Source organism: Sphingomonas rhizophila, assembly GCF_014396585.1.
Lineage (GTDB): Bacteria > Pseudomonadota > Alphaproteobacteria > Sphingomonadales > Sphingomonadaceae > Sphingomicrobium > Sphingomicrobium rhizophilum.
On sequence record NZ_CP060717.1, the window covers coordinates 1254712 to 1272842 of the forward strand.

19 protein-coding genes, 2 pseudogenes and 2 riboswitches are annotated in these 18131 nt (G+C 66.1%); of the genes and pseudogenes, 10 read left to right on the plus strand and 11 right to left on the minus strand.

The features are described 5' to 3' along the window. The first annotated feature begins 337 nt into the window (after positions 1 to 337). Entirely contained in the window at positions 338 to 742 is a 405-nt protein-coding gene (locus tag H9L12_RS06305; RefSeq protein ID WP_223177156.1) for a phosphatase PAP2 family protein, read from the plus strand. Here the strand turns inward: H9L12_RS06305 and H9L12_RS06310 are convergent. The 9 genes from H9L12_RS06310 to H9L12_RS06350 form a co-directional block, all read right to left on the minus strand. Continuing rightward, positions 677 to 1318 carry a DUF938 domain-containing protein gene (locus H9L12_RS06310; RefSeq protein ID WP_187543069.1) on the minus strand — a complete coding sequence of 214 codons (642 nt, stop codon included), beginning with the start codon at positions 1316 to 1318 and terminating at the stop codon, positions 677 to 679. The genes H9L12_RS06305 and H9L12_RS06310 overlap by 66 nt on opposite strands. Further along, positions 1305 to 1775 (minus strand): ABA4-like family protein, encoded by a 471-nt coding sequence (locus H9L12_RS06315; RefSeq protein ID WP_187543070.1) that lies wholly within the window; start codon positions 1773 to 1775, stop codon positions 1305 to 1307. The genes H9L12_RS06310 and H9L12_RS06315 overlap by 14 nt, the downstream gene beginning before the upstream one ends. Then, a complete protein-coding gene (locus H9L12_RS06320; RefSeq protein WP_187543071.1) occupies positions 1772 to 2287 on the minus strand; it encodes a CcdC protein domain-containing protein in 516 nt (171 codons plus the stop codon). Before H9L12_RS06320 ends, H9L12_RS06315 begins: the two co-directional genes overlap by 4 nt. Further along, positions 2284 to 3882, minus strand: a complete 1599-nt coding sequence (gene gcvPB / locus H9L12_RS06325) for an aminomethyl-transferring glycine dehydrogenase subunit GcvPB (protein WP_187543072.1) — start codon at positions 3880 to 3882, stop codon at positions 2284 to 2286. The genes H9L12_RS06320 and gcvPB overlap by 4 nt, the downstream gene beginning before the upstream one ends. Further along, positions 3879 to 5237: an aminomethyl-transferring glycine dehydrogenase subunit GcvPA gene (gene gcvPA / locus H9L12_RS06330; protein WP_187543073.1), complete on the minus strand. Its 1359-nt coding sequence runs from the start codon at positions 5235 to 5237 to the stop codon at positions 3879 to 3881. Before gcvPA ends, gcvPB begins: the two co-directional genes overlap by 4 nt. Before the next feature lies 1 nt (position 5238). Then, positions 5239 to 6000 (minus strand): class I SAM-dependent methyltransferase, encoded by a 762-nt coding sequence (locus H9L12_RS06335; RefSeq protein ID WP_246450669.1) that lies wholly within the window; start codon positions 5998 to 6000, stop codon positions 5239 to 5241. Beyond that, complete coding sequence (gene gcvH, locus H9L12_RS06340; protein ID WP_187543074.1) at positions 5982 to 6353, minus strand: glycine cleavage system protein GcvH; 372 nt, start codon at positions 6351 to 6353, stop codon at positions 5982 to 5984. The genes H9L12_RS06335 and gcvH overlap by 19 nt, the downstream gene beginning before the upstream one ends. Before the next feature lie 5 nt (positions 6354 to 6358). After that, positions 6359 to 7480, minus strand: a complete 1122-nt coding sequence (gene gcvT / locus H9L12_RS06345; protein WP_187543075.1) for a glycine cleavage system aminomethyltransferase GcvT — start codon at positions 7478 to 7480, stop codon at positions 6359 to 6361. 62 nt (positions 7481 to 7542) lie between these two features. Further along, a riboswitch (glycine riboswitch) is annotated at positions 7543 to 7637 on the minus strand. A 3-nt stretch (positions 7638 to 7640) separates the two neighbouring features. After that, positions 7641 to 7737, minus strand: a riboswitch (glycine riboswitch). 89 nt (positions 7738 to 7826) lie between these two features. Next, on the minus strand, positions 7827 to 8459 hold the full coding sequence (locus H9L12_RS06350; protein WP_187543076.1) for a hypothetical protein: 633 nt from the start codon (positions 8457 to 8459) through the stop codon (positions 7827 to 7829). Positions 8460 to 8569: 110 nt separating this feature from the next. Here H9L12_RS06350 and ispH point away from each other — a divergent pair, with 110 nt between their 5' ends. Both ispH and rnhA read left to right on the plus strand, forming a co-directional pair. Next, positions 8570 to 9517, plus strand: a complete 948-nt coding sequence (gene ispH / locus H9L12_RS06355; RefSeq protein ID WP_187543077.1) for a 4-hydroxy-3-methylbut-2-enyl diphosphate reductase — start codon at positions 8570 to 8572, stop codon at positions 9515 to 9517. Continuing rightward, on the plus strand, positions 9510 to 9965 hold the full coding sequence (gene rnhA / locus H9L12_RS06360; protein ID WP_187543078.1) for a ribonuclease HI: 456 nt from the start codon (positions 9510 to 9512) through the stop codon (positions 9963 to 9965). Before ispH ends, rnhA begins: the two co-directional genes overlap by 8 nt. Here rnhA and H9L12_RS13910 read toward each other — a convergent pair. Beyond that, entirely contained in the window at positions 9962 to 10501 is a 540-nt protein-coding gene (locus H9L12_RS13910) for an NAD(P)/FAD-dependent oxidoreductase (protein WP_281399808.1), read from the minus strand. The genes rnhA and H9L12_RS13910 overlap by 4 nt on opposite strands. 28 nt (positions 10502 to 10529) lie before the next feature. Continuing rightward, positions 10530 to 11084: an FAD-dependent oxidoreductase gene (locus tag H9L12_RS13915; RefSeq protein ID WP_281399809.1), complete on the minus strand. Its 555-nt coding sequence runs from the start codon at positions 11082 to 11084 to the stop codon at positions 10530 to 10532. Positions 11085 to 11133: 49 nt separating this feature from the next. Here H9L12_RS13915 and H9L12_RS06370 point away from each other — a divergent pair, with 49 nt between their 5' ends. The 7 genes and pseudogenes from H9L12_RS06370 (at position 11134) to H9L12_RS06400 (ending at position 18118) form a co-directional block, all read left to right on the plus strand. After that, positions 11134 to 11634, plus strand: a complete 501-nt coding sequence (locus tag H9L12_RS06370; RefSeq protein ID WP_187543079.1) for an A24 family peptidase — start codon at positions 11134 to 11136, stop codon at positions 11632 to 11634. A 44-nt stretch (positions 11635 to 11678) separates the two neighbouring features. Continuing rightward, positions 11679 to 12700, plus strand: a pseudogene (cpaB, locus tag H9L12_RS14415) (Flp pilus assembly protein CpaB). Between the two features lie 178 nt (positions 12701 to 12878). Further along, the gene (locus H9L12_RS14420) at positions 12879 to 14144 is read left to right on the plus strand and encodes a type II and III secretion system protein family protein (RefSeq protein ID WP_425506817.1); all 1266 of its coding nucleotides are present in this window, start codon (positions 12879 to 12881) and stop codon (positions 14142 to 14144) included. Between the two features lie 29 nt (positions 14145 to 14173). Beyond that, positions 14174 to 14812 (plus strand): CpaD family pilus assembly protein, encoded by a 639-nt coding sequence (locus tag H9L12_RS06385; RefSeq protein WP_187543081.1) that lies wholly within the window; start codon positions 14174 to 14176, stop codon positions 14810 to 14812. Further along, positions 14812 to 16080 carry a pilus assembly protein CpaE gene (locus H9L12_RS06390; RefSeq protein WP_187543082.1) on the plus strand — a complete coding sequence of 423 codons (1269 nt, stop codon included), beginning with the start codon at positions 14812 to 14814 and terminating at the stop codon, positions 16078 to 16080. Before H9L12_RS06385 ends, H9L12_RS06390 begins: the two co-directional genes overlap by 1 nt. Before the next feature lie 68 nt (positions 16081 to 16148). Next, positions 16149 to 17123 (plus strand): type II secretion system F family protein, encoded by a 975-nt coding sequence (locus tag H9L12_RS06395; protein ID WP_187543083.1) that lies wholly within the window; start codon positions 16149 to 16151, stop codon positions 17121 to 17123. A gap of 12 nt (positions 17124 to 17135) precedes the next feature. Then, a pseudogene (locus H9L12_RS06400) lies at positions 17136 to 18118 on the plus strand (type II secretion system F family protein). Positions 18119 to 18131: the final 13 nt, after the last annotated feature.

Below are 18131 nucleotides of genomic sequence, written 5' to 3' on the forward strand. Positions count from 1 at the left end.
CGGTTCGTTGTTTGAATGCTCTCGTCCATGAGGCTTCGATATACGAGGCAAGTTAATCATCGTTTAAAGTTATCGGGTGTGACCAAAAGATGCGCCTCCACATTGCCATTATCGCCCTGCTGGGGGCATCTTCCTTCTTCTCGGCTGGGCGGGCGGCGCGGCGAGCCCCGTCGACAGCACCGTCGTCACCACCCTGGCCGAAGCCCGTAACGCTTCGCCATGGTTAACACCGTGGATTGTCATGCTGACTCACCTTGGAAGTGCCTGGGCAACACTGGGTGCGACGGCAGTGGCGGCTGCTTGGCTCCTTTCCCAAAGACAGCGAATGGAGGCAGGCGTGCTCGCTGCGACCGTCGTCGGCGGCCGGCTGCTCAATGACGGCTTGAAACTGCTCTACGATCGTCCACGCCCCGCTTTCGACGCGCACCCTGTCCTGACCAGTTCGTCGAGCTTTCCCTCCGGCCATGCCGCCAATACGATGATCGCCTTCGTCGCGATCGCCCTGGCGCTCACGCCTGCCAGGCATCGGGCGCTCGCCCTGAATGTGGCCGTGATCGTGGCGGCCGCCATCGGTCTTAGCCGGCCTTACCTCGGCGTTCACTGGCCCAGCGACGTCTTGGGTGGATGGTTGCTTGCGGCGATGGTCCTCCTGCTCTCCAGGATCGCGCAAACTTCACTATGTTCGCCGGAAGAGCAGCATCAAGTTGTTGGCGGGCATGCGACGCCGATCGATCGCGGCTAATCCGCGCTTCTCGGCTTCCCCCTCGAAGGTCGCGGTATCACGCAATCCCCACCGCGGGTCGCGCGACTTCAGGTCAAGATCGAACGCCTCATTCGACGGCTCAAGTGCCTGCCCCGTCACCCGCCATGGTCCATAGAGGATGAGAACACCGCCGGCGGGCAAAATTCGCGCCGCGCCCTCGAGCAGCCCGAGCGCCGCCTCCCATGGCGCGATGTGGACCATGTTGATCGAAACGACCGCGTCCGCCGATTCGACCGGCCAGGGTGGGTCGGATGCGTCCAACGCCACCGGCGGCGATAGATTGACGGGCCGGTCCTTGGCCCAGGCGCGGATCGACCGAAGCGCTACAGGGTCCAAGTCGCTTGGAATCCACGTTAGGTCGGGGAAGCGCCCGGCAAAAGCGAGCGCATGTTCCCCGGTTCCGCTGGCGATCTCGAGCACCGTGCCGCCGGGCGGAAGCCACTCCGCCAGCACGTCGCCGATCGCGCCGACATTGCGCGCTGCCGCTGGCGCATGGCGGCGATCCGCTCCTTCGAGATCGCCGACATTATACGGTGGAAGGCTAGGCTGGGCCACGGCGCGCCGTCGCCCGCGCCCGCCGCTCGCGGACGACCATCCACAGCAGCAGGCCGATCGGGCCAGCCATGAGAGTCGCGAACAGGAACGGCAGTTGCGCCATCCGTGAAAAGCCCTTGTGATCGGCATCCTTGGCGATCCACTGACCGACGAACAGGTCGAATGCCAGGTAGTGGGTCCAGCCCAGCACGATGCCGCCGTCGCTCATGAACAGGTTGCGGATGCCGGCAATATTGTAATCAAGCAGGTCGGGCGTGGTCGCGCCCGCTACTCGCACGGCGTCGAATGCACCGGAAAAGAGGCCGGCGAACATGACCGCATAGGCCAGGCAGAGCAGTCCGACACCGAGGTAGAGAACTACTGCCATTACCTTCGGGCCCCGCGGCATGAACGCGATCATCGCCCATCCCGTCATCGCGATGACGTTGGTCAGCGTGAAAAGCGTGGCCCAACTCACGGGTTTCGGCCACTGCGTTCCAGCATGCTGCGCGCGCGGATGGCCATCTCGACGCGAGTCATGCTGATCAGTCCCACCGCGAACAGGAGAAGCGCATCGGTCAGGATCAGGGCGCTCTCGTCGAGTTTGCCCGGTTCGGGATTGCCCTGAAAATAGGACCGAAGCGCGAACCGGACGACGAGCACCCCGACGAGCAGCAGCATCGCCGCCGGCGATGCCCGCTGCGAAAACTCGTTGGTCTCGGGATCATAGTCGATCCGCATCAGCTTGCCCCGGTGCCAGCCGATCGCTGCGCCGACCAGCAACGCGGCGAAGCAGATCAACAGGCCAAGCGGGCTCGGCGGGTGCCCGGCAATGATAAGCACGGCGACAACCGCCAGGATCGCCGGCGCGACCCACATCCGCTGCAGCTTCATCGGCTGCGCCCGCGACATGCGGCGGAACCGAACCGCCAGCACGATCGCGATGGCGATCAGCGGGAAGACATATTGCGCAAGCTCCGGATTCATCATCCGCCCCCGATTCCGGCCCCCTCGCCACTGTCGGCGCCATCGGGCGCAGGCGTTCGGTAGGCAAGCACCGGCTTGCGGGCGGCCAGCGTCTCGTCAAGGCGGCGTCGCGGTGCGTAGATCGGGGCTTCCTTGAGCGCCGCATCCCCTGCCCGCGCCCGCTCCGCGATCGAGCGTAGCGCGGCGATGAACTGGTCGAGGTTGGCCTTGGATTCGGTCTCGGTCGGCTCGATCAGCATCGCGCCGTGGACGACGAGCGGGAAGTACATTGTCATCGGATGGAAGCCCTCGTCGATCAGCGCCTTGGCGACGTCGATCGTCGAGAAGCCGTCCGCGAAGCCCTTATCGCTGAAGATCGCTTCGTGCATGCATGGGCCCGAGTGAGCGAACGGCGCGTCGAGCACGTCTTCCAGGCTGCGCAGGATGTAGTTGGCGTTCAGCACGCTGTCCTCGGCGACCTGACGAAGGCCGTCGGCGCCGTGGCTGAGGATGTAGCTCAGCGCGCGGGTGAACATGCCCATCTGACCGTGGAAGGCAACCATCCGGCCGAAGCTGTCCGGCATTTCCTCGCCGGCATCCTCTTCCTCGATCAGCTTCACCGTGCCGTCGGCATAGCGCGCCGTGTAGGGCAGCGGGCCGTAGGGGCAGAGCGCCTTCGACAGCACCACCGGCCCCGACCCGGGACCACCGCCGCCGTGCGGAGTGGAAAAGGTCTTGTGCAGGTTGATGTGCATCGCATCGACCCCAAGGTCGCCCGGACGAACCCGGCCGACGACGGCGTTGAAGTTCGCACCGTCGCAATAGACGAATGCACCGGCGGCGTGGACGGCATCGCTGATCGCCTTCATGTCCGGTTCGAACAGGCCGCAGGTGTTGGGGTTGGTGATCATCACCGCCGCAACGTCCGGACCCAGCCGAGCCTTGAGCGCTTCAAGGTCGACCCGACCCGCCGCGGTCGCCGGGATATTCTCGACCCGATATCCGCAGAAGGCCGCCGTCGCCGGATTGGTGCCGTGAGCGCTTTCGGGCACCAGCACGACCTGTCGCGCATCGCCGCGGGCCTCGAGCGCGGCGCGAATGCACAGCAAGCCGCACAGTTCGCCGTGTGCGCCGGCCTTGGGGCTCATCGCCACCCCCTCCATGCCGGTCAGGTCGATCAGCCAGAAGGCGAGCCGGTTGATCAGCTCGATCGCGCCGGTCACCGTTTCCTTCGGCTGTAGCGGATGGATGTCCGCGAAGCCCGGAAGCCGAGCGATCTTCTCGTTGAGCCGCGGATTATGCTTCATCGTGCACGACCCGAGCGGGAACAGGCCGAGGTCGATGGCGTAGTTCTGACGCGACAGGCGGGTATAGTGGCGCACCGCCTCGGGCTCGCTGAGTCCTGGAAGGTCGACCCCTCCCCGCTCCAGTCCGCCCAGGCGGCTTTCGCCCTCGCCCGCAGCAGCAACATCGACGCCGGTCTGGTCGCGCCGTCCGATCTCGAACAGCAGCGGTTCTTCCAGCATCAGCGCGCGATTGCCGGTAACGGTCGCGGTGGCGGATCCTTCGCCCGCGACCGGCGTGGCCGGGCGCCAGCCCGACGGATTGACGGCGGTCACTGGCACACCTCCTTCAGCGCGGCTTCCAGTGCGCCGATATCCTCGTCGCTGACGACCTCCGTCACGGCGACGACAAGTCCATTGGCGAGCGCATCAACGCCGGGATAGAGTCGGCCTAGCGAAACGCCGCCGAGCACGCCCTTTTCGACCATCGCATGGACGGCGGGCCGCGCTTCGACCGGCAGCTTCAGCGTGAATTCGTTGAAAAAGGCGTCATTGATGACCTCGACGCCCGGGATGGCCGCCAGCCGTCCGGCCACCTCGCACGCGCGCGCGTGATTTACTTGTGCAAGCTGGGTGAGGCCGCGTTCGCCGAGCAAGGTCATATGAACCGAGAAGGCCAGCGCGCACAGGCCGCTATTGGTGCAGATGTTCGACGTCGCCTTCTCACGGCGGATGTGCTGCTCGCGCGTCGACAGCGTGAGGACGAAGCCGCGCTTGCCCTCCGCATCGACCGTTTCACCGGCCAGGCGGCCCGGCATCTGGCGGACATGCTTTTCGCGGCAGGCGAAGAGGCCGACGTAGGGGCCGCCGAACTGCAGGCCGACGCCGATCGACTGGCCTTCGCCGACGACGATATCGGCGCCCATTTCGCCCGGCGCCTTGATCAGGCCGAGCGCCACCGGTTCGGTCACCACCGCGACCAGCAACGCACCCTTGGCGTGCGCCGCCTCCGCGATCGGTGTCAGGTCGGTGATGCGTCCGAGGATGTCGGGATACTGGACGACGACACAGCTGGTGTCGGCATCAATGGCTGCAATCAGGGCTTCGGCATCGGTTGCGGCCTCGAGCACCGGGTTGCTGGTCGCCAGCGTGTCACCGGTGAATTTGGCCATCGTCCTGCACACCGATACATAGTGCGGGTGAAGGCCGTTCGACAGGATTGCCTTGGTCTTGCGGGTGATCCGACGCGCCATGCCGATGGCTTCCCAGCAAGCGGTCGATCCGTCGTACATCGACGCGTTGGCGACCTCGCAGCCAAGCAGGCGCGCGACCTGCGTCTGGAACTCGAACAGGACCTGCAGCGTGCCCTGCGCAATTTCCGGCTGGTAAGGCGTGTAAGCGGTCAGGAATTCGCCGCGCTGGATGATGTGGTCGACGCTCGCCGGAACATGATGCTTGTATGCGCCGCAGCCGAGGAAGAAGGGCACTTCACCCGCGACCATGTTCTTGCTGGCCAGCGCGGACAGTTCTCGCTCCACCGCCATCTCGCTGGCGTGCATCGGCAGGCCGTCGATCGGCCCGGCGAGCCGTGCCTCCTCCGGCACGTCCTTGAACAGTTCGTCGATCGAGGAGGCCCCGATCTTGGCGAGCATGGCGGAGCGATCGGCCTCGCTCAGCGGCAGGTAACGCATCTTATGGCTTCCTCATGATGAAGCGGAGCCGGACATAGTCGGCGATGTTGGAACCGACGCGGTCGGCGACCGCCTCGGCGATGGAAGGACGTTCGTCGAGCGGCACACCGGCGCGGTCGAGCCATCCGGCGCGGAAGGTGGTAACCCAGGCGGCAACGCCATGCTCGAGTGGCGTGGGCCGCTCGATCAGCCGGGCATCGACGTCGCGAAAGCCGGCGCCTTCGTAGACCTCGACGAATTCCTCGACCGTCGGATACCAGTTGGAGGCATAGCTGGGCGGGCCGAATCCGCGAGCGACCAGTTCGTCGTCCAGCGCCCGGCGAAGTGCGCCCAGGTTGCCGTCTCCCCCCATCTCGCCGGCGAAACGACCGCCAGGCTTGAGCGCGAACCAAATGGCCCGGGCGGCGCGATGCTTGTCGAGCACCCAATGAAGCGTGGCGTTGGAGAAAGCTGCGTCGAACGCCTCGCTGAAGCGGAGGTCGGCGGCATCCATCAGCCGCGCGTCGAGGCCCTTGGCCCGGGCCGCGCCGATCATGCTGAGGCTGTTGTCGATCCCGACGACGTCCGCTCCGGCTTCGCGGATCTTCAGCGTCAGCGTGCCGTCACCGCAGCCGATGTCGAGGATCTGCTCGCCCGGTTGCGGGTCGAGCAGTTCGAGCGCCGCCTGCCCAAGGGCCGGCACGAACCCGCCGACGCGGGCGTAATCGCCCGCATCCCACTGGGACGTCGAGGCGATGACGTCGCTCAGAGCGTCTTCACCCACTCGCGATACGCGGCCTCGTCCATCAGGCCGTCGAGCTCCGACGGATCGGACAGCTTCAGCTTGAAGAACCAGCCTTCACCTTCCGGGTCGCGGTTGATGAGCGATGGGTCGTCGGCCAGCGCCGCATTGCCCTCGACCACCTCGCCCGCGACCGGCGCGTAGACGTCGCTCGCTGCCTTGACCGACTCGACCACCGCCGCGTCGTCGCCCTTGTTGAGGCTGCGTCCGGCATCCGGCACCTCGGCGAAGACGATGTCGCCAAGCGCATGCTGGGCATGGTCCGAAATACCGACTGTGGCGACGTCGCCGTCGACCCGGAGCCATTCATGTTCACGCGTGAAATAGAGGGTCATGAGATTCAGGCTCCCTGTTTGCGATGGTAGCGATGGGGGACGAACGGCATCGGCGTGATCGTGGCTTCGAACAACTTGCCGCGCTGTTCCAGCTTCAGGGCCGTGCCCGCCTCGGCCAGCGCCTTGGCAACATACCCCATGGCGATCGGGCGACCGAGCGACGGCGAGTGACCGCCGGAGGTAATCCGGCCGACCTCATTGCCTTCGCCATCGAGGATGAGGGCGCCTTCACGGACCGGCTGGCGGCCTTCGACGAAAAGGCCGACGCGCTTCTGTACTGGTCCGTCGGCGATCTCGCTCAGGATCCGAGCAGCGCCCGGAAAGGCCTCTTCGACCCGACGGCGCTTGCCGATCGAAAAGCCGAGGTCGGCCATGATCGGGGTCGTATTCGTGTCGAGGTCGTGCCCGTAGAGCGGGAGCCCCGCCTCCAGGCGAAGCGAGTCGCGCGCGCCAAGACCGATGGGCCGGGCCCGCTCATCGGCCAGAATCGCATCGGCGACGCGCGCAACGGCATTCGCGGCAACCGAAATCTCGAACCCATCTTCCCCGGTGTATCCCGACCGGCTGATCCACGCGGGGGTATCGGCGATGCGGAAACCTTCACCCTGCATGAAGCTCAATTCGGAAACGCCGGGCGCGATCGCATCGAGCACGTCGACGGCCTTGGGACCCTGGAGCGCGAGCAGCGCCTGTTCCTTCATATGGTCCATGACGATGTCGCGCGGCAGGCGCTTCTGGAACACCTCGATGTCCCCGGCCTTGGTCGCGCCGTTCACGACGACATAGAAATGATCGCCACGGCGGGTAGCCATCAGATCGTCGATGATCCCGCCGTTGTCGTCGAGCAGTTGCGAATAGCGCAGTCGGCCGTCCTTGAGCAGCATCAACTCACCGGGCAGCAGGGTTTCCAGGGCGCGATCGACATTCGGCCCGGTGAAAATCAGCTGGCCCATGTGACTGACGTCGAACAGGCCGGCGTTCTCGCGAGTCCACAGATGCTCGGCCATGATGCCGTCGGCGTACTGCACCGGCATCTCATAACCCGCAAAGGGCACCATCCGGCCGCCACGATCGCGGTGCCACTGGTCGAGCGGCAGCTTGGCTACGGTCTGTTGTTCGTCTTCCATTCGCGCATCGCCTGGTCCGGCGCGACGGCACATCGGCCGGCGCGCGTTTCAAATCGGACCCCCTCTGTCGCGGCGACCTGAGAGCTTTCACGGCCTTCGACAGCCGCTTACCCCTTCGGTGGTCCATGGGCGAGAAACCCAAGGACGCTTTCCAGAGCGTCAGGCGCGCGCGGTCCTGCCTGCCTGAGAGATTCCGGGGCGGTTGCTCCTTCGGCGGTCCGGCCCTTGCGGTCCGGACACTCTCCCGCGCGTCCTCCCGGCCTTGCCCAAGGGCGCCGCCGGTGACGGGGCAAGCCTTGGCGGCGCGGCGCTGAGGAGTCAACGCTGCACCGTGCGAGCCGGGCGCCTAGCGCGTCGCGTTGTAGCGAAGCTGCTCCTGGGTGAGCTGGAAACCGATCAGATGCTCGAACGTCGCGCGGGCAACGGCGGCGCGCGTGGCGGGGTCGGTCATCGGGTCGACCGCCGCGTCGACCTCGCCGGCCTTACGCGGGCGGGTCAGCTTCTGGCGGATATCTTCCGGAAGCGTGACCGCCGCGCGCGATACTCGGATCGCCGCCTGTCCCTGCGCGCGAGCGCGCTGGCTGCCGGCCGGGAAGGTCAGGTTGACGGTGCCGATGCGCTTGGCGACGACCTGCGTGCCGCCCTGCATCGCGACGTCGAAATACTGAAGCGCAACGGTCCGTGCGGGCCCGGCATCCCGACGCGTCGCAACAACGTCGAACGTCGCGTTTGACAGAATCTGGCTGGACGCATCATCGCAGGTCGCGCGGACATTCGTGATCGTCGCCACCACGTCGATCGCGGCCGCGTCAGCCCGGCCCTGGGGATCGAACAAGGTCACATCGTTGGTCGCCGCGGGCACCGCAACCTGCGGGCAAACCGAGCGAGTAATGTAGACGCCGCCGTCTTCGATCCGCTTTTCACCACAGGCGGCGGTGGCGAGGACGAGGCCGACGAGAACGAAGCTGCGAACTTTCACTAGGGGATTTCCCTTCCAACGGCGGCGGTGCGCACGAACTGATTGAATTCGGCGCCATCCATAGGAAGCGCCTTGGCTGGCTGCAAGCAATCGCTTACATCGCGCCCGACATGGCTCTCCCCAAACCACGCCTCGACCTGATCATTGCCGCGCCGCGCGGATTCTGTGCCGGCGTCGACCGCGCTATCCAGATCGTCGAACTGGCGATCGATCGCTTCGGACCGCCGGTCTACGTTCGCCACGAAATCGTCCACAACCGCTTCGTCGTCGACCGGCTGCGCGGCATGGGCGCGGTGTTCGTCGAGGAACTGGACCAGGTGCCGGATGGCCGACCGGTCGTATTTTCCGCGCATGGCGTTCCCAAGGTGGTGCCCGCCGCAGCCGAAGCACGAGGCCTTGAATATGTCGATGCGACCTGCCCGCTGGTGTCGAAAGTTCATCGCCAGGCGCAGCGGTTGATCGAAGCGGGGCGCCAGATCCTGTTCATCGGCCATGCCGGGCATCCGGAGGTCATCGGCACCTTCGGGCAGGTCCCGGAAGGCTCAATGACGCTCGTCGAGACCGTCGAGGACGCGCGAACGGTGGCGATCGACGACCCGTCCAACCTCGCGTTCCTGACGCAGACGACCCTGTCCGTCGACGACACGGCGGAGATCATCGCGACGCTTCAGGATCGCTTCCCGGCGATCCGCGCGCCCAAGGGCGAGGACATTTGCTACGCGACCACCAACCGGCAGGCAGCGGTAAAGACCATCGCGCCGCAGTGCGACAAGATGCTGGTCATCGGTGCGCCCAACAGTAGCAATTCGCTGCGACTGGTCGAGGCGGCCGAGCGCATGGGGGTTCCGGCACGGCTCGTGCAGCGCGGGACCGAGGTCGATTGGGAGTGGCTGGGTACGCCGAGGGTCCTCGGCCTGACCGCGGGCGCGTCGGCACCGGAAATACTTGTCCGCGAGCTGGTCGACACGCTCGCCGAACGGTTCGAGATCGTCGAGCGCGAGGCGGAGCACGTCCCGGAGAACCTGACGTTCAAGCTGCCGCGAGCGCTCGTTGCCTGAGCCCAAGGCCGAATTGCCCACGGTCGAAATCTTCACCGACGGCGCCTGCAAGGGCAACCCCGGTCCCGGCGGCTGGGCGGCCTTGCTGCGTTCGGGCAACCGCGAGCAGGAAATCTCGGGCGGCGAGACGCCGACCACCAACAATCGAATGGAATTGATGGCAGCGATCGAAGGGCTGCGCGCGCTGAAGAAGCCGTGCCGCGTGGCCCTAACGACCGACAGTGCCTACGTCCGCGACGGAATTACGAAGTGGATCCATGGCTGGCGCCGCAACGGCTGGCGGACGGCCGACAAGAAGCCTGTGAAGAACGCCGACCTGTGGCAGTCGCTTCTGGAAGCGGTCGAGCCGCACCGGGTCGAATGGCATTGGGTCAAGGCCCATGACGGCCATCCCGAGAACGAGCGGGTCGATGCGCTCGCCTGCCTTGAGGCGAGCAAGCGGCGTTAGCGCAGCGATCGCGGCGCGAAGTCGGCCGCGTTGATTCCCTCGAGCTCCCTACCCAGCGGCTGGCCGAGTATCAGCCGAGCGCAGAGAAGTGAGGCCGCCGGCGCGGTCTGGATGCCCATTCCGCCCTGCCCGACGCACCAGAAGAACGTCGGCTCGTCGGGATCGAATCCGAATTTCATTCGGCCGTCCGGCGCGAACGTTCGCAGTCCCGCCCATTTCCGCTCGACGGCTTCGACCGGCCAGTCGACCGCACGCTCGAACCGGTCGATCGCGGTCGCGACATCGATTTCCTCAGGTGCCGCGTCGCAGGGATCGACCGGCGTCTCGTCAAGCGGGCAGACCCAGACGCTGCGGTCGCCTTCCCCTTTGAAATAGAAGCTTTCGTGCGAGTCGGTGACGAAAGGAACGTCGCGGAGCCCGCCCCGCCCCACCCGCAGTTGCACGACCGTCCGGCGCTTCGGTTGCAAGCCCAGCGGTGCCACTCCGGCTCGCCGGGCGACGTCATCGCCCCAGGCGCCGGCGGCGTTGACGATCACCTTGGCGTCAATCCGCCCCGAGCTTGTTTCAACAGCCCAACCCCGGGAAGCTTCGTGGCACCGAGGAAGCCTGAGTCCGTCCGGACAGTGCCTCCCCTCGCCGGAAGGCGGCCAGGCAGGCCGCGTGGAAGGCCGCTACCTCGATGTCGGCGCAGCTTCGTTCGAACCAGGCGCCGGTCCACTGTTCGCGAAGTCCGTCGATCTTCCCGTCGAGTTCCGTCCGGTCGAGACGCTTGGGGCGGTCGTCACCGCTCAAGTCTCCGATTTCCTCGAAATTGTCCATGCCCGCGCTGGTCAGGTGAAGCGCGCCGCGCGGGCGGAGCAAGGGAACATCGCTCCCCGGCCATCGCGCGTCGAACATCGGCTTCGACAACAGGCTGAGGCGGCGTTCGGGCGTGTCACCGCCCAGGCTGGCTTGCCAGAATGCCGCCGATCGCCCCGTCGCGTGGCGGCCGCACAAATCTTCCGCTTCGATGATCAGGACGGATCGCTCGCCCGCCAGCAGGGCGCCCAAACTCGCGCCCGCGATCCCGCCGCCGATAATCAGGACGTCAAGGGAATCCGAAGCGTTGGCGATGCTCATCGCGGGTTGGTTACGGTTTGATAAGCAGCCTCGTCTAGGTCTCAACGTCATGACCAACGACCTGTTTACCGAATTGCTGCTGATCACACTGGCCCTGATGTTGCTCGCGGCGGCCGTATGGGACCTGCGCACGCGGACCATCCCCGACCCCCTCAACATCGCCATCGCGTTGCTGGCGCCGGTCTTCTGGTGGTCGGCGGGGATCGAGTTGTGGCCCGACGTCGCGCTTCGCATTGCCGCGGCGCTCGCCATCTTCCTGGTCTTCTACGGCCTTTTCTGCCTCGGCGGGATGGGCGGCGGCGACGTCAAGATGGTCGGCGCGGTCGCGCTGTGGTTCGGCTGGAAGACGACGATCACTTTCTTCGTGCTGACGACGTTGGCCGGCGGCGTGGTTAGCCTCGCCACCTACATTCACCACAAGTCACGTGGGTCGAAAGCGCCCGCCGGTGCCGAATCCGAGGAACGTCCGGAGGTGCCGTACGGCGTCGCCATCGCGTTCGCCGGACTTTGGTTACTCGCCCAACGCTTTCTTAACCATTTTGCCGGATGAACGGGCAGGATTGAACAGGACCCTTGAGGGGAGGCGTACTCGCCATGGACGTTAAGAAGGTTGCGCTGCTCGTAGGAGCGCTGGTCATCGCGGTGGTTACCGCTGTCATGGCCAAGAACATGTTCTCGGGGGCTGGCGCCCAACAGGCCGCCGCTGCTCCCGCGGTGCCGATGGGTCCGAAGGTGCTGGTGGCTCGCAAGGCCCTGCCCGTCGGCACGATCATCGACGCCGAGAGCCTCGCCTACCAGGCATGGCCCAAGGAACTCGTCCAGAACGCCTATTACGCGGAAGGCTCGCCCGACGGCGACGTCCAGAAGCTGATCGGCACGGTGGTCCGCAATCCGATCACCGCGGGCCAGCCGCTGACCCGCGGTTCGCTGGTCGGTCCGAACGACCGTGGCTTCCTCGCCGCGGCGCTTGGCCCGGGCATGCGCGCCGTCACCGTCCCCGTGACCAAGGCCAGCGGCGTCGCCGGCTTCGTCTTCCCGGGCGATCGGGTCGACCTGGTGCTGACCCAGCAAGTCATCGGTGGTGGCGAAGGCCAGCCGCTGAAGGTGTCCGAAACCATCGTCCGCAACCTCCGCGTCCTCGCCACCGATCAGCGCATCGACGGCAAGTCGGAAGACGGCAAGATGGAAGCCAAATATTCGGAGAACGTCACGCTCGAGGCGACCCCCCGCATCGCGGAAAAGATCGCCGTCGCCCAGTCGATGGGTTCGCTGTCGCTGTCGCTCCGCTCGATCGCCGACAATGCGTCGGAGCTGGAGCGAGCGGTTGCCGCCGGTGAAGTGAAGGTCCCGGCCGGCACCAACCCGGTCGACGAACGCCGGATGCTGTTGGCCGTCGCCAACCGTCCGAACGACTCCAACACCACGTTCACCACCGGTGGCGATGTCTCGCGCTTCCAGCGCCGCAGCGTCCCCGCGACGCCGGGCTCGGGCTTCGCCGCCGCTGCCGCCGCCCGCGCTTCGGCTCCGTCCGGCAACGCCGCCCGGTCTACACCGGTCCGGTCGTCCGCGTGGCTCGTGGCAATACCGTTTCGCTCGTTCCCGTGGGAGCCCGCTAAGATGAACCGCATCACGACCCGCCGCCGCGCGTACCTGGGCACTGCCCTCGCCGCGCTGGCTCTCACCGCCGGCAGCCTGACCGTTGCCACCCCCGCCGTTGCCGCGTCTTCGGCGCGCCCGTCGGAAACGCTCAACCTGTCGCAGAACACCGGAACGCTGGTGCGCCTGTCCTCGCCGATGACGGACGTGTTCGTCGCCAACGAGAACATCGCCGACGTCCAGGTCCGTTCGTCGACCCAGCTCTACGTGTTCGGCAAGTCGGCTGGCGAGACGACCGTCTATGCCACGGACAAGGCGGGCCGCGTAGTCTACGCCGCCAACGTCCGCGTCGGCACCGGCGTCGGCTCGGTCGGTGAGATGCTGCGCCTGGCGATGCCGGAAGCGAACATCCAGGCCACCCCGATGAACAACCTCGTCCTCCTGACGGGCACGGTTGCTTCGCCGGACGACGTTTCGGAAGCCCAGCGCCTGGTGCAGGCTTATGTCGGCGAAGGCACGCAAGTGGTCAGCCGCCTGCGCTCGGCCACCCCGCTGCAGGTTACGCTGAAGGTCCGCATCGCCGAGGTGAACCGCTCGCTGCTCAAGCAGATCGGCGTCAACCTTTTGAATTCCACCAACGGCTCGAACATCCAGTTTGGTGTCGCCCAGGGGTCGGGCATCAGCCTTCCGCCGGTCGACTGCGCCGAGGACTGCGCCCCGTCACGTGTGATCCGCAGCCCGATTGGAAGCACCATTTCGATCGCCGGCCGTTTGTTCGGCGCCGACATCCTGTCGTCGCTCGATCTCGCCCAGCGCGACGGCCTGGTGACGACGCTGGCCGAACCGAACCTGACCGCATTGTCGGGCGAAACCGCCAGCTTCCTCGCCGGTGGTGAATTCCCGATCCCGATCTCGCAGGATCTCGGGTCGGTCACCATCGAGTACAAGCAATATGGTGTTGGCCTCGCCTTCACGCCGATCGTTCTGGCCGATGGCCGCATCTCGATGCGCGTCCGCCCGGAGGTCAGCGAGTTGTCGAGCGAAGGATCGCTGAAGCTGAACGGCTTCGACGTCCCGGCGCTGACCACGCGCCGTGCGGAAACGACGGTCGAGCTCGGCTCGGGCCAGAGCTTCATGATCGCCGGCCTGCTGCGGAACGCCAACACCAACAGCATCGACAAGGCACCGTTCCTCGGCGACCTGCCGATCCTCGGCGCGCTGTTCCGCTCGACCAGCTATCGCCGGGCGGAAACCGAACTGGTGATCATCGTCACACCGTACCTAGTGAAGCCGGTCTCGCACCAGCTCGCCACCCCGGCCGACGGTTATCGCTCCCCGACGTTCCCGAGCATGGTCGGCGAAGGCAAGACCTTCACCGGTACGTCGGGTCCGCGCGGCGTCGTTCCCCAGGCGGTCGCGACCAAGCCGGTCGCTGCGGCTGCCGCTCCGGGGTTCAAGCTGTGATCGCCCGCGCCCAAGGAAAGGATGCTCCGATGAGCCGTACCCTCGCCCTCCTCACCGCCGTCGCCGCCCTGTCGGGCTGCGTCACGGGTGGGAATGATGATCATCCCTCGCGCGGTGTTGCCTCGGTCAACGTCCCGGTCGTGTCGCGCCATGACTATGCGCTCGACCTGGCCGCTCCGGACGGGTCGCTGTCGCCGACCGAGGCCGCGCGCCTCGACGGCTGGTTCCGCTCGATGGACCTCGGCTACGGTGACAACGTCTACATCGACGGAAGCTATGCCGGCATGGCGCGCGATGATGTCGCCCGGATCGCCGGCAACTATGGCCTGCTGCTCAATGCCGGCGCGCCCCTGACGGCCGGCCAGGTCGCCCCGGGCTATGTCCGCGTGGTCGTCACCCGGGCCCGTGCCTCGGTTCCCGGCTGCCCCGACTGGTCGCGTTCCTCGACCCCGGACTTCGGCAACAACCAGATGAGCAACTTCGGTTGCGGCGTGAACGGCAACCTGGCCGCGATGGTCGCCAACCCCGAGGACCTGGTCCACGGGCGCGAAGGCAGCGGCCTCGGCGACAGCCGGAGCGCGGTCAAGGCGATCGATTATTACCGCAAGACTCCGCCGACCGGCACAACCGGCCTCAAGGACGTCACCACCTCGAAAGGAAGCAAGTAATGAACGCTCCGTTTCAGGCCCGCGCCGGACTGCGTGATCCTTTCACGGCGTTCGTCTGCGATGACGCGACCGCGGACATGCTCCGCCCGGTGGCGGTCGAGCACGGCTGGTCGCCGGAAAAGGTCAACAAGGGCGGCCTGCGCAACGCGGTCCAGTCGCTGTCGGTGTCGGCCAGCCCGAACATCCTGTTCGTCGACCTGACTGAATCGGCCGACCCGCTCAACGACATCAACGCGCTCGCGGAAGTCTGCGAACCGGGGACGATCGTCATCGCGGCCGGCCAGGTGAACGACGTCCGCCTTTACCGCGACCTCGTCGCCAGCGGCATCCACGACTACCTGCTGAAGCCGTTCACGGTCGACCAGCTGCGCGACACCTTCGCGCATGCCCAGTCGATCCTGTCCGGCCCGCGCGGCGAGGCTCAGGCCGACAAGCCGCACGTGATGACCGCCGTCATCGGCGTTCGCGGCGGCGTCGGCGCCTCGACCCTGGCGACCAGCCTGGCGTGGTTGCTGGGTGAAAAGGCGCACCGTTCGACGGCGCTGCTGGACCTCGACGTCCACTTCGGCACCGGCGCCCTGGCGCTGGACCTGGAGCCGGGCCGCGGCCTGACCGACGCGATCGAGAATCCGAGCCGTATCGACGGCCTGTTCATCGAACGCGCCATGGTTCGTGCCAACGAGCGTCTGTCGGTTTTGTCGGCCGAAGCGCCGATCAACCAGCCGATGATCACCGACGGCACGGCCTTCTTCCAACTTCAGGAAGAAATGAAGAACGCCTTCGAATCGACGGTCATGGACCTGCCGCGTCACATGCTGATCCAGTATCCGCACATGGTGCATGACGCCCATGTCGCGGTCGTGGTCAGCGAGCTCACCCTGGCGGCGACGCGCGACACGATCCGCATCCTCGCCTGGCTGAAGTCGAACGCGCCGCAGACCAAGGTGGTCGTGGTCGCCAACCGCCAGCCTTCGGGCGGCGCGCTGGAGATCAGCCGCAAGGACTTCGAGCAGTCGATCGAACGCGGTGTCGACATCGTGTTTCCCGAGGACGGCAAGATCGCGGCGCAGGCGGCGAAGCTTGGCAAGCCGATGGCGGAAATCGCCACCGGCAAGCTGGCGGCTCCGTTCACGCAGCTGACCAACATGGTGTTGAGCCATGCCAGCGACGACGTGGCGGACGCGGAGATCAAGGGCGCCGCGGCCGGCAAGGGCCTGGTCGACAACCTGAAGTCGATGCTGGCCAAGCCGAAGGCCAAGGCGGCCTAACAATGATTGCGGGAGGGCCGTCGGCGACGGCGCCCTCCCCGCTTTGAGGACGGACGGGACACGAGAAGATGCTGTTCGCAATTCTGATGGTCATCGGCCTGGGCGGCACCTTGTACCTCGCCACTTCGGCGCTGGGCGGTCCCAACCCGCGCAAGGCGCTCAAGCGCCGTGTCGAAGCACTTCGTGAACGTCACGGAGAAGGCGGCGTCCTCGCGGCGACGGCGCAGGCGCAGATCCGCAAGCTGATGGCCCAGCGCCAGAGCCGTGCGGAAGGCCTGGCCTCGACCCTGATCCCGAAGCCCGCGCTCCTGAAAAAGCGCATCGAGCAAACCGGCAAGGACATCACGCTCGCCAAATACGGCGCAATGTCGCTCGGTCTCGGCGTCCTCACCATGGCCGTCCTCATGTTCAAGGGCGCGCCCTTCTTCCTCGCCTTCTTCCTCGGCGCCTTCGTCGGCATCGGCGTACCGCACTTCGTCATCGGCAAGATGATCAAGCGGCGCATCGCCAAGTTCAATTCGAACTTCCCGGACGCGATCGAACTGATGGTCCGCGGTCTTCGCTCGGGTCTCCCGATCACCGAAACCCTGGGCATCGTGTCGGGCGAAATCCCCGGTCCGGTGGGGATCGAATTCCGCATGGTCAGCGACAAGATGAAGATCGGCCGCACCATGGAAGCCGCGCTCCAGGATACGGCCGACCGTCTCGGCACGCCGGAATTCCAGTTTTTCGTCATCACGCTGGCTATCCAGCGCGAGACCGGCGGTAACCTGGCCGAAACGCTGTCGAACCTGGCCGACGTGCTCCGCAAGCGCGCCCAGATGAAGTTGAAGATCCGCGCGATGAGCTCGGAATCGAAGGCTTCGGCGATGATCGTCGGCTCGCTGCCGTTCATCGTCTTCAGCCTCGTGTGGATGATCAACCCGGGCTACATGGGTGGCTTCTTCTCCGACCAGCGCCTGATCGTGGCCGGCCTCGGCGGCCTGCTGTGGATGTCGATCGGCGTCTTCATCATGGCCAAGATGGTCAACTTCGAGATCTAAGGGACAGTAACGATGGGCAATCCCACACTTCTCGGCGTCGACGTCATCTGGGTCGCTACCCTGCTCAGCGCGATCGCCACGTTCGCGGTCCTGACCGCCATCTACGCCGCGACCACGGTCAAGGACCCAATGGCCCGCCGCGTGAAGGCGCTCAACGACCGCCGCGAACAGCTCAAGGCGGGCATCGTCGCCTCGACCAACAAGCGCAAGAAGCTGACGAACAAGAACCAGGCGGCCGACCGGGTTCGCGGGTCCTGTCCAGTTTCAAGATGCTGCAGGACGACCAGATCAAGAAGACGCAGATCCGCCTGATGCAGGCCGGTATCCGCAGCAAGGACCTGGCGTTCTTCGTCATCTTCGCCCGTTTCGTCCTGCCCGTCGTGCTGGGCATCGGCGCGATCCTGCTGATCTACGTCGTCGACTTCTTCCCCGCCTGGGGCGCGTTCAAGAAGTATATGTTCGTCGCCGGCACGATCGGCATCAGCTACAAGGCGCCGGACATCTGGCTGTCGAACAAGTGCAAGAAGCGCAGCGACGCGGTCCGCAAGGGCCTGCCCGACGCGCTCGACCTGCTCGTCATCTGCGCCGAAGCCGGCCTGACCGTCGACGCCGCGTTCAACCGCGTCGCCAAGGAGTTGGGCAAGGCCTATCCGGAGCTTGGCGACGAATTCGGCCTGACCGCGATCGAGCTGGGCTTCCTCGCCGAGCGCCGCCAGGCCTTCGAAAACCTGGCGACCCGCGTCGATCTGGAGGCTGTCCGCGGCGTGGTCACGACCATGATCCAGACCGAAAAATACGGTACGCCGCTCGCCTCGGCCCTGCGCGTGCTGTCGGCGGAATTCCGCAACGAACGCATGATGCGCGCCGAAGAAAAGGCCGCGCGCCTTCCGGCGATCATGACCGTTCCGCTGATCCTTTTCATCCTGCCGACGCTGTTCATCGTCATCCTCGGGCCGGCGGCCTGCTCGATTTCGGACAGCTTCATCAACGGCTAGGACCAACATCTCC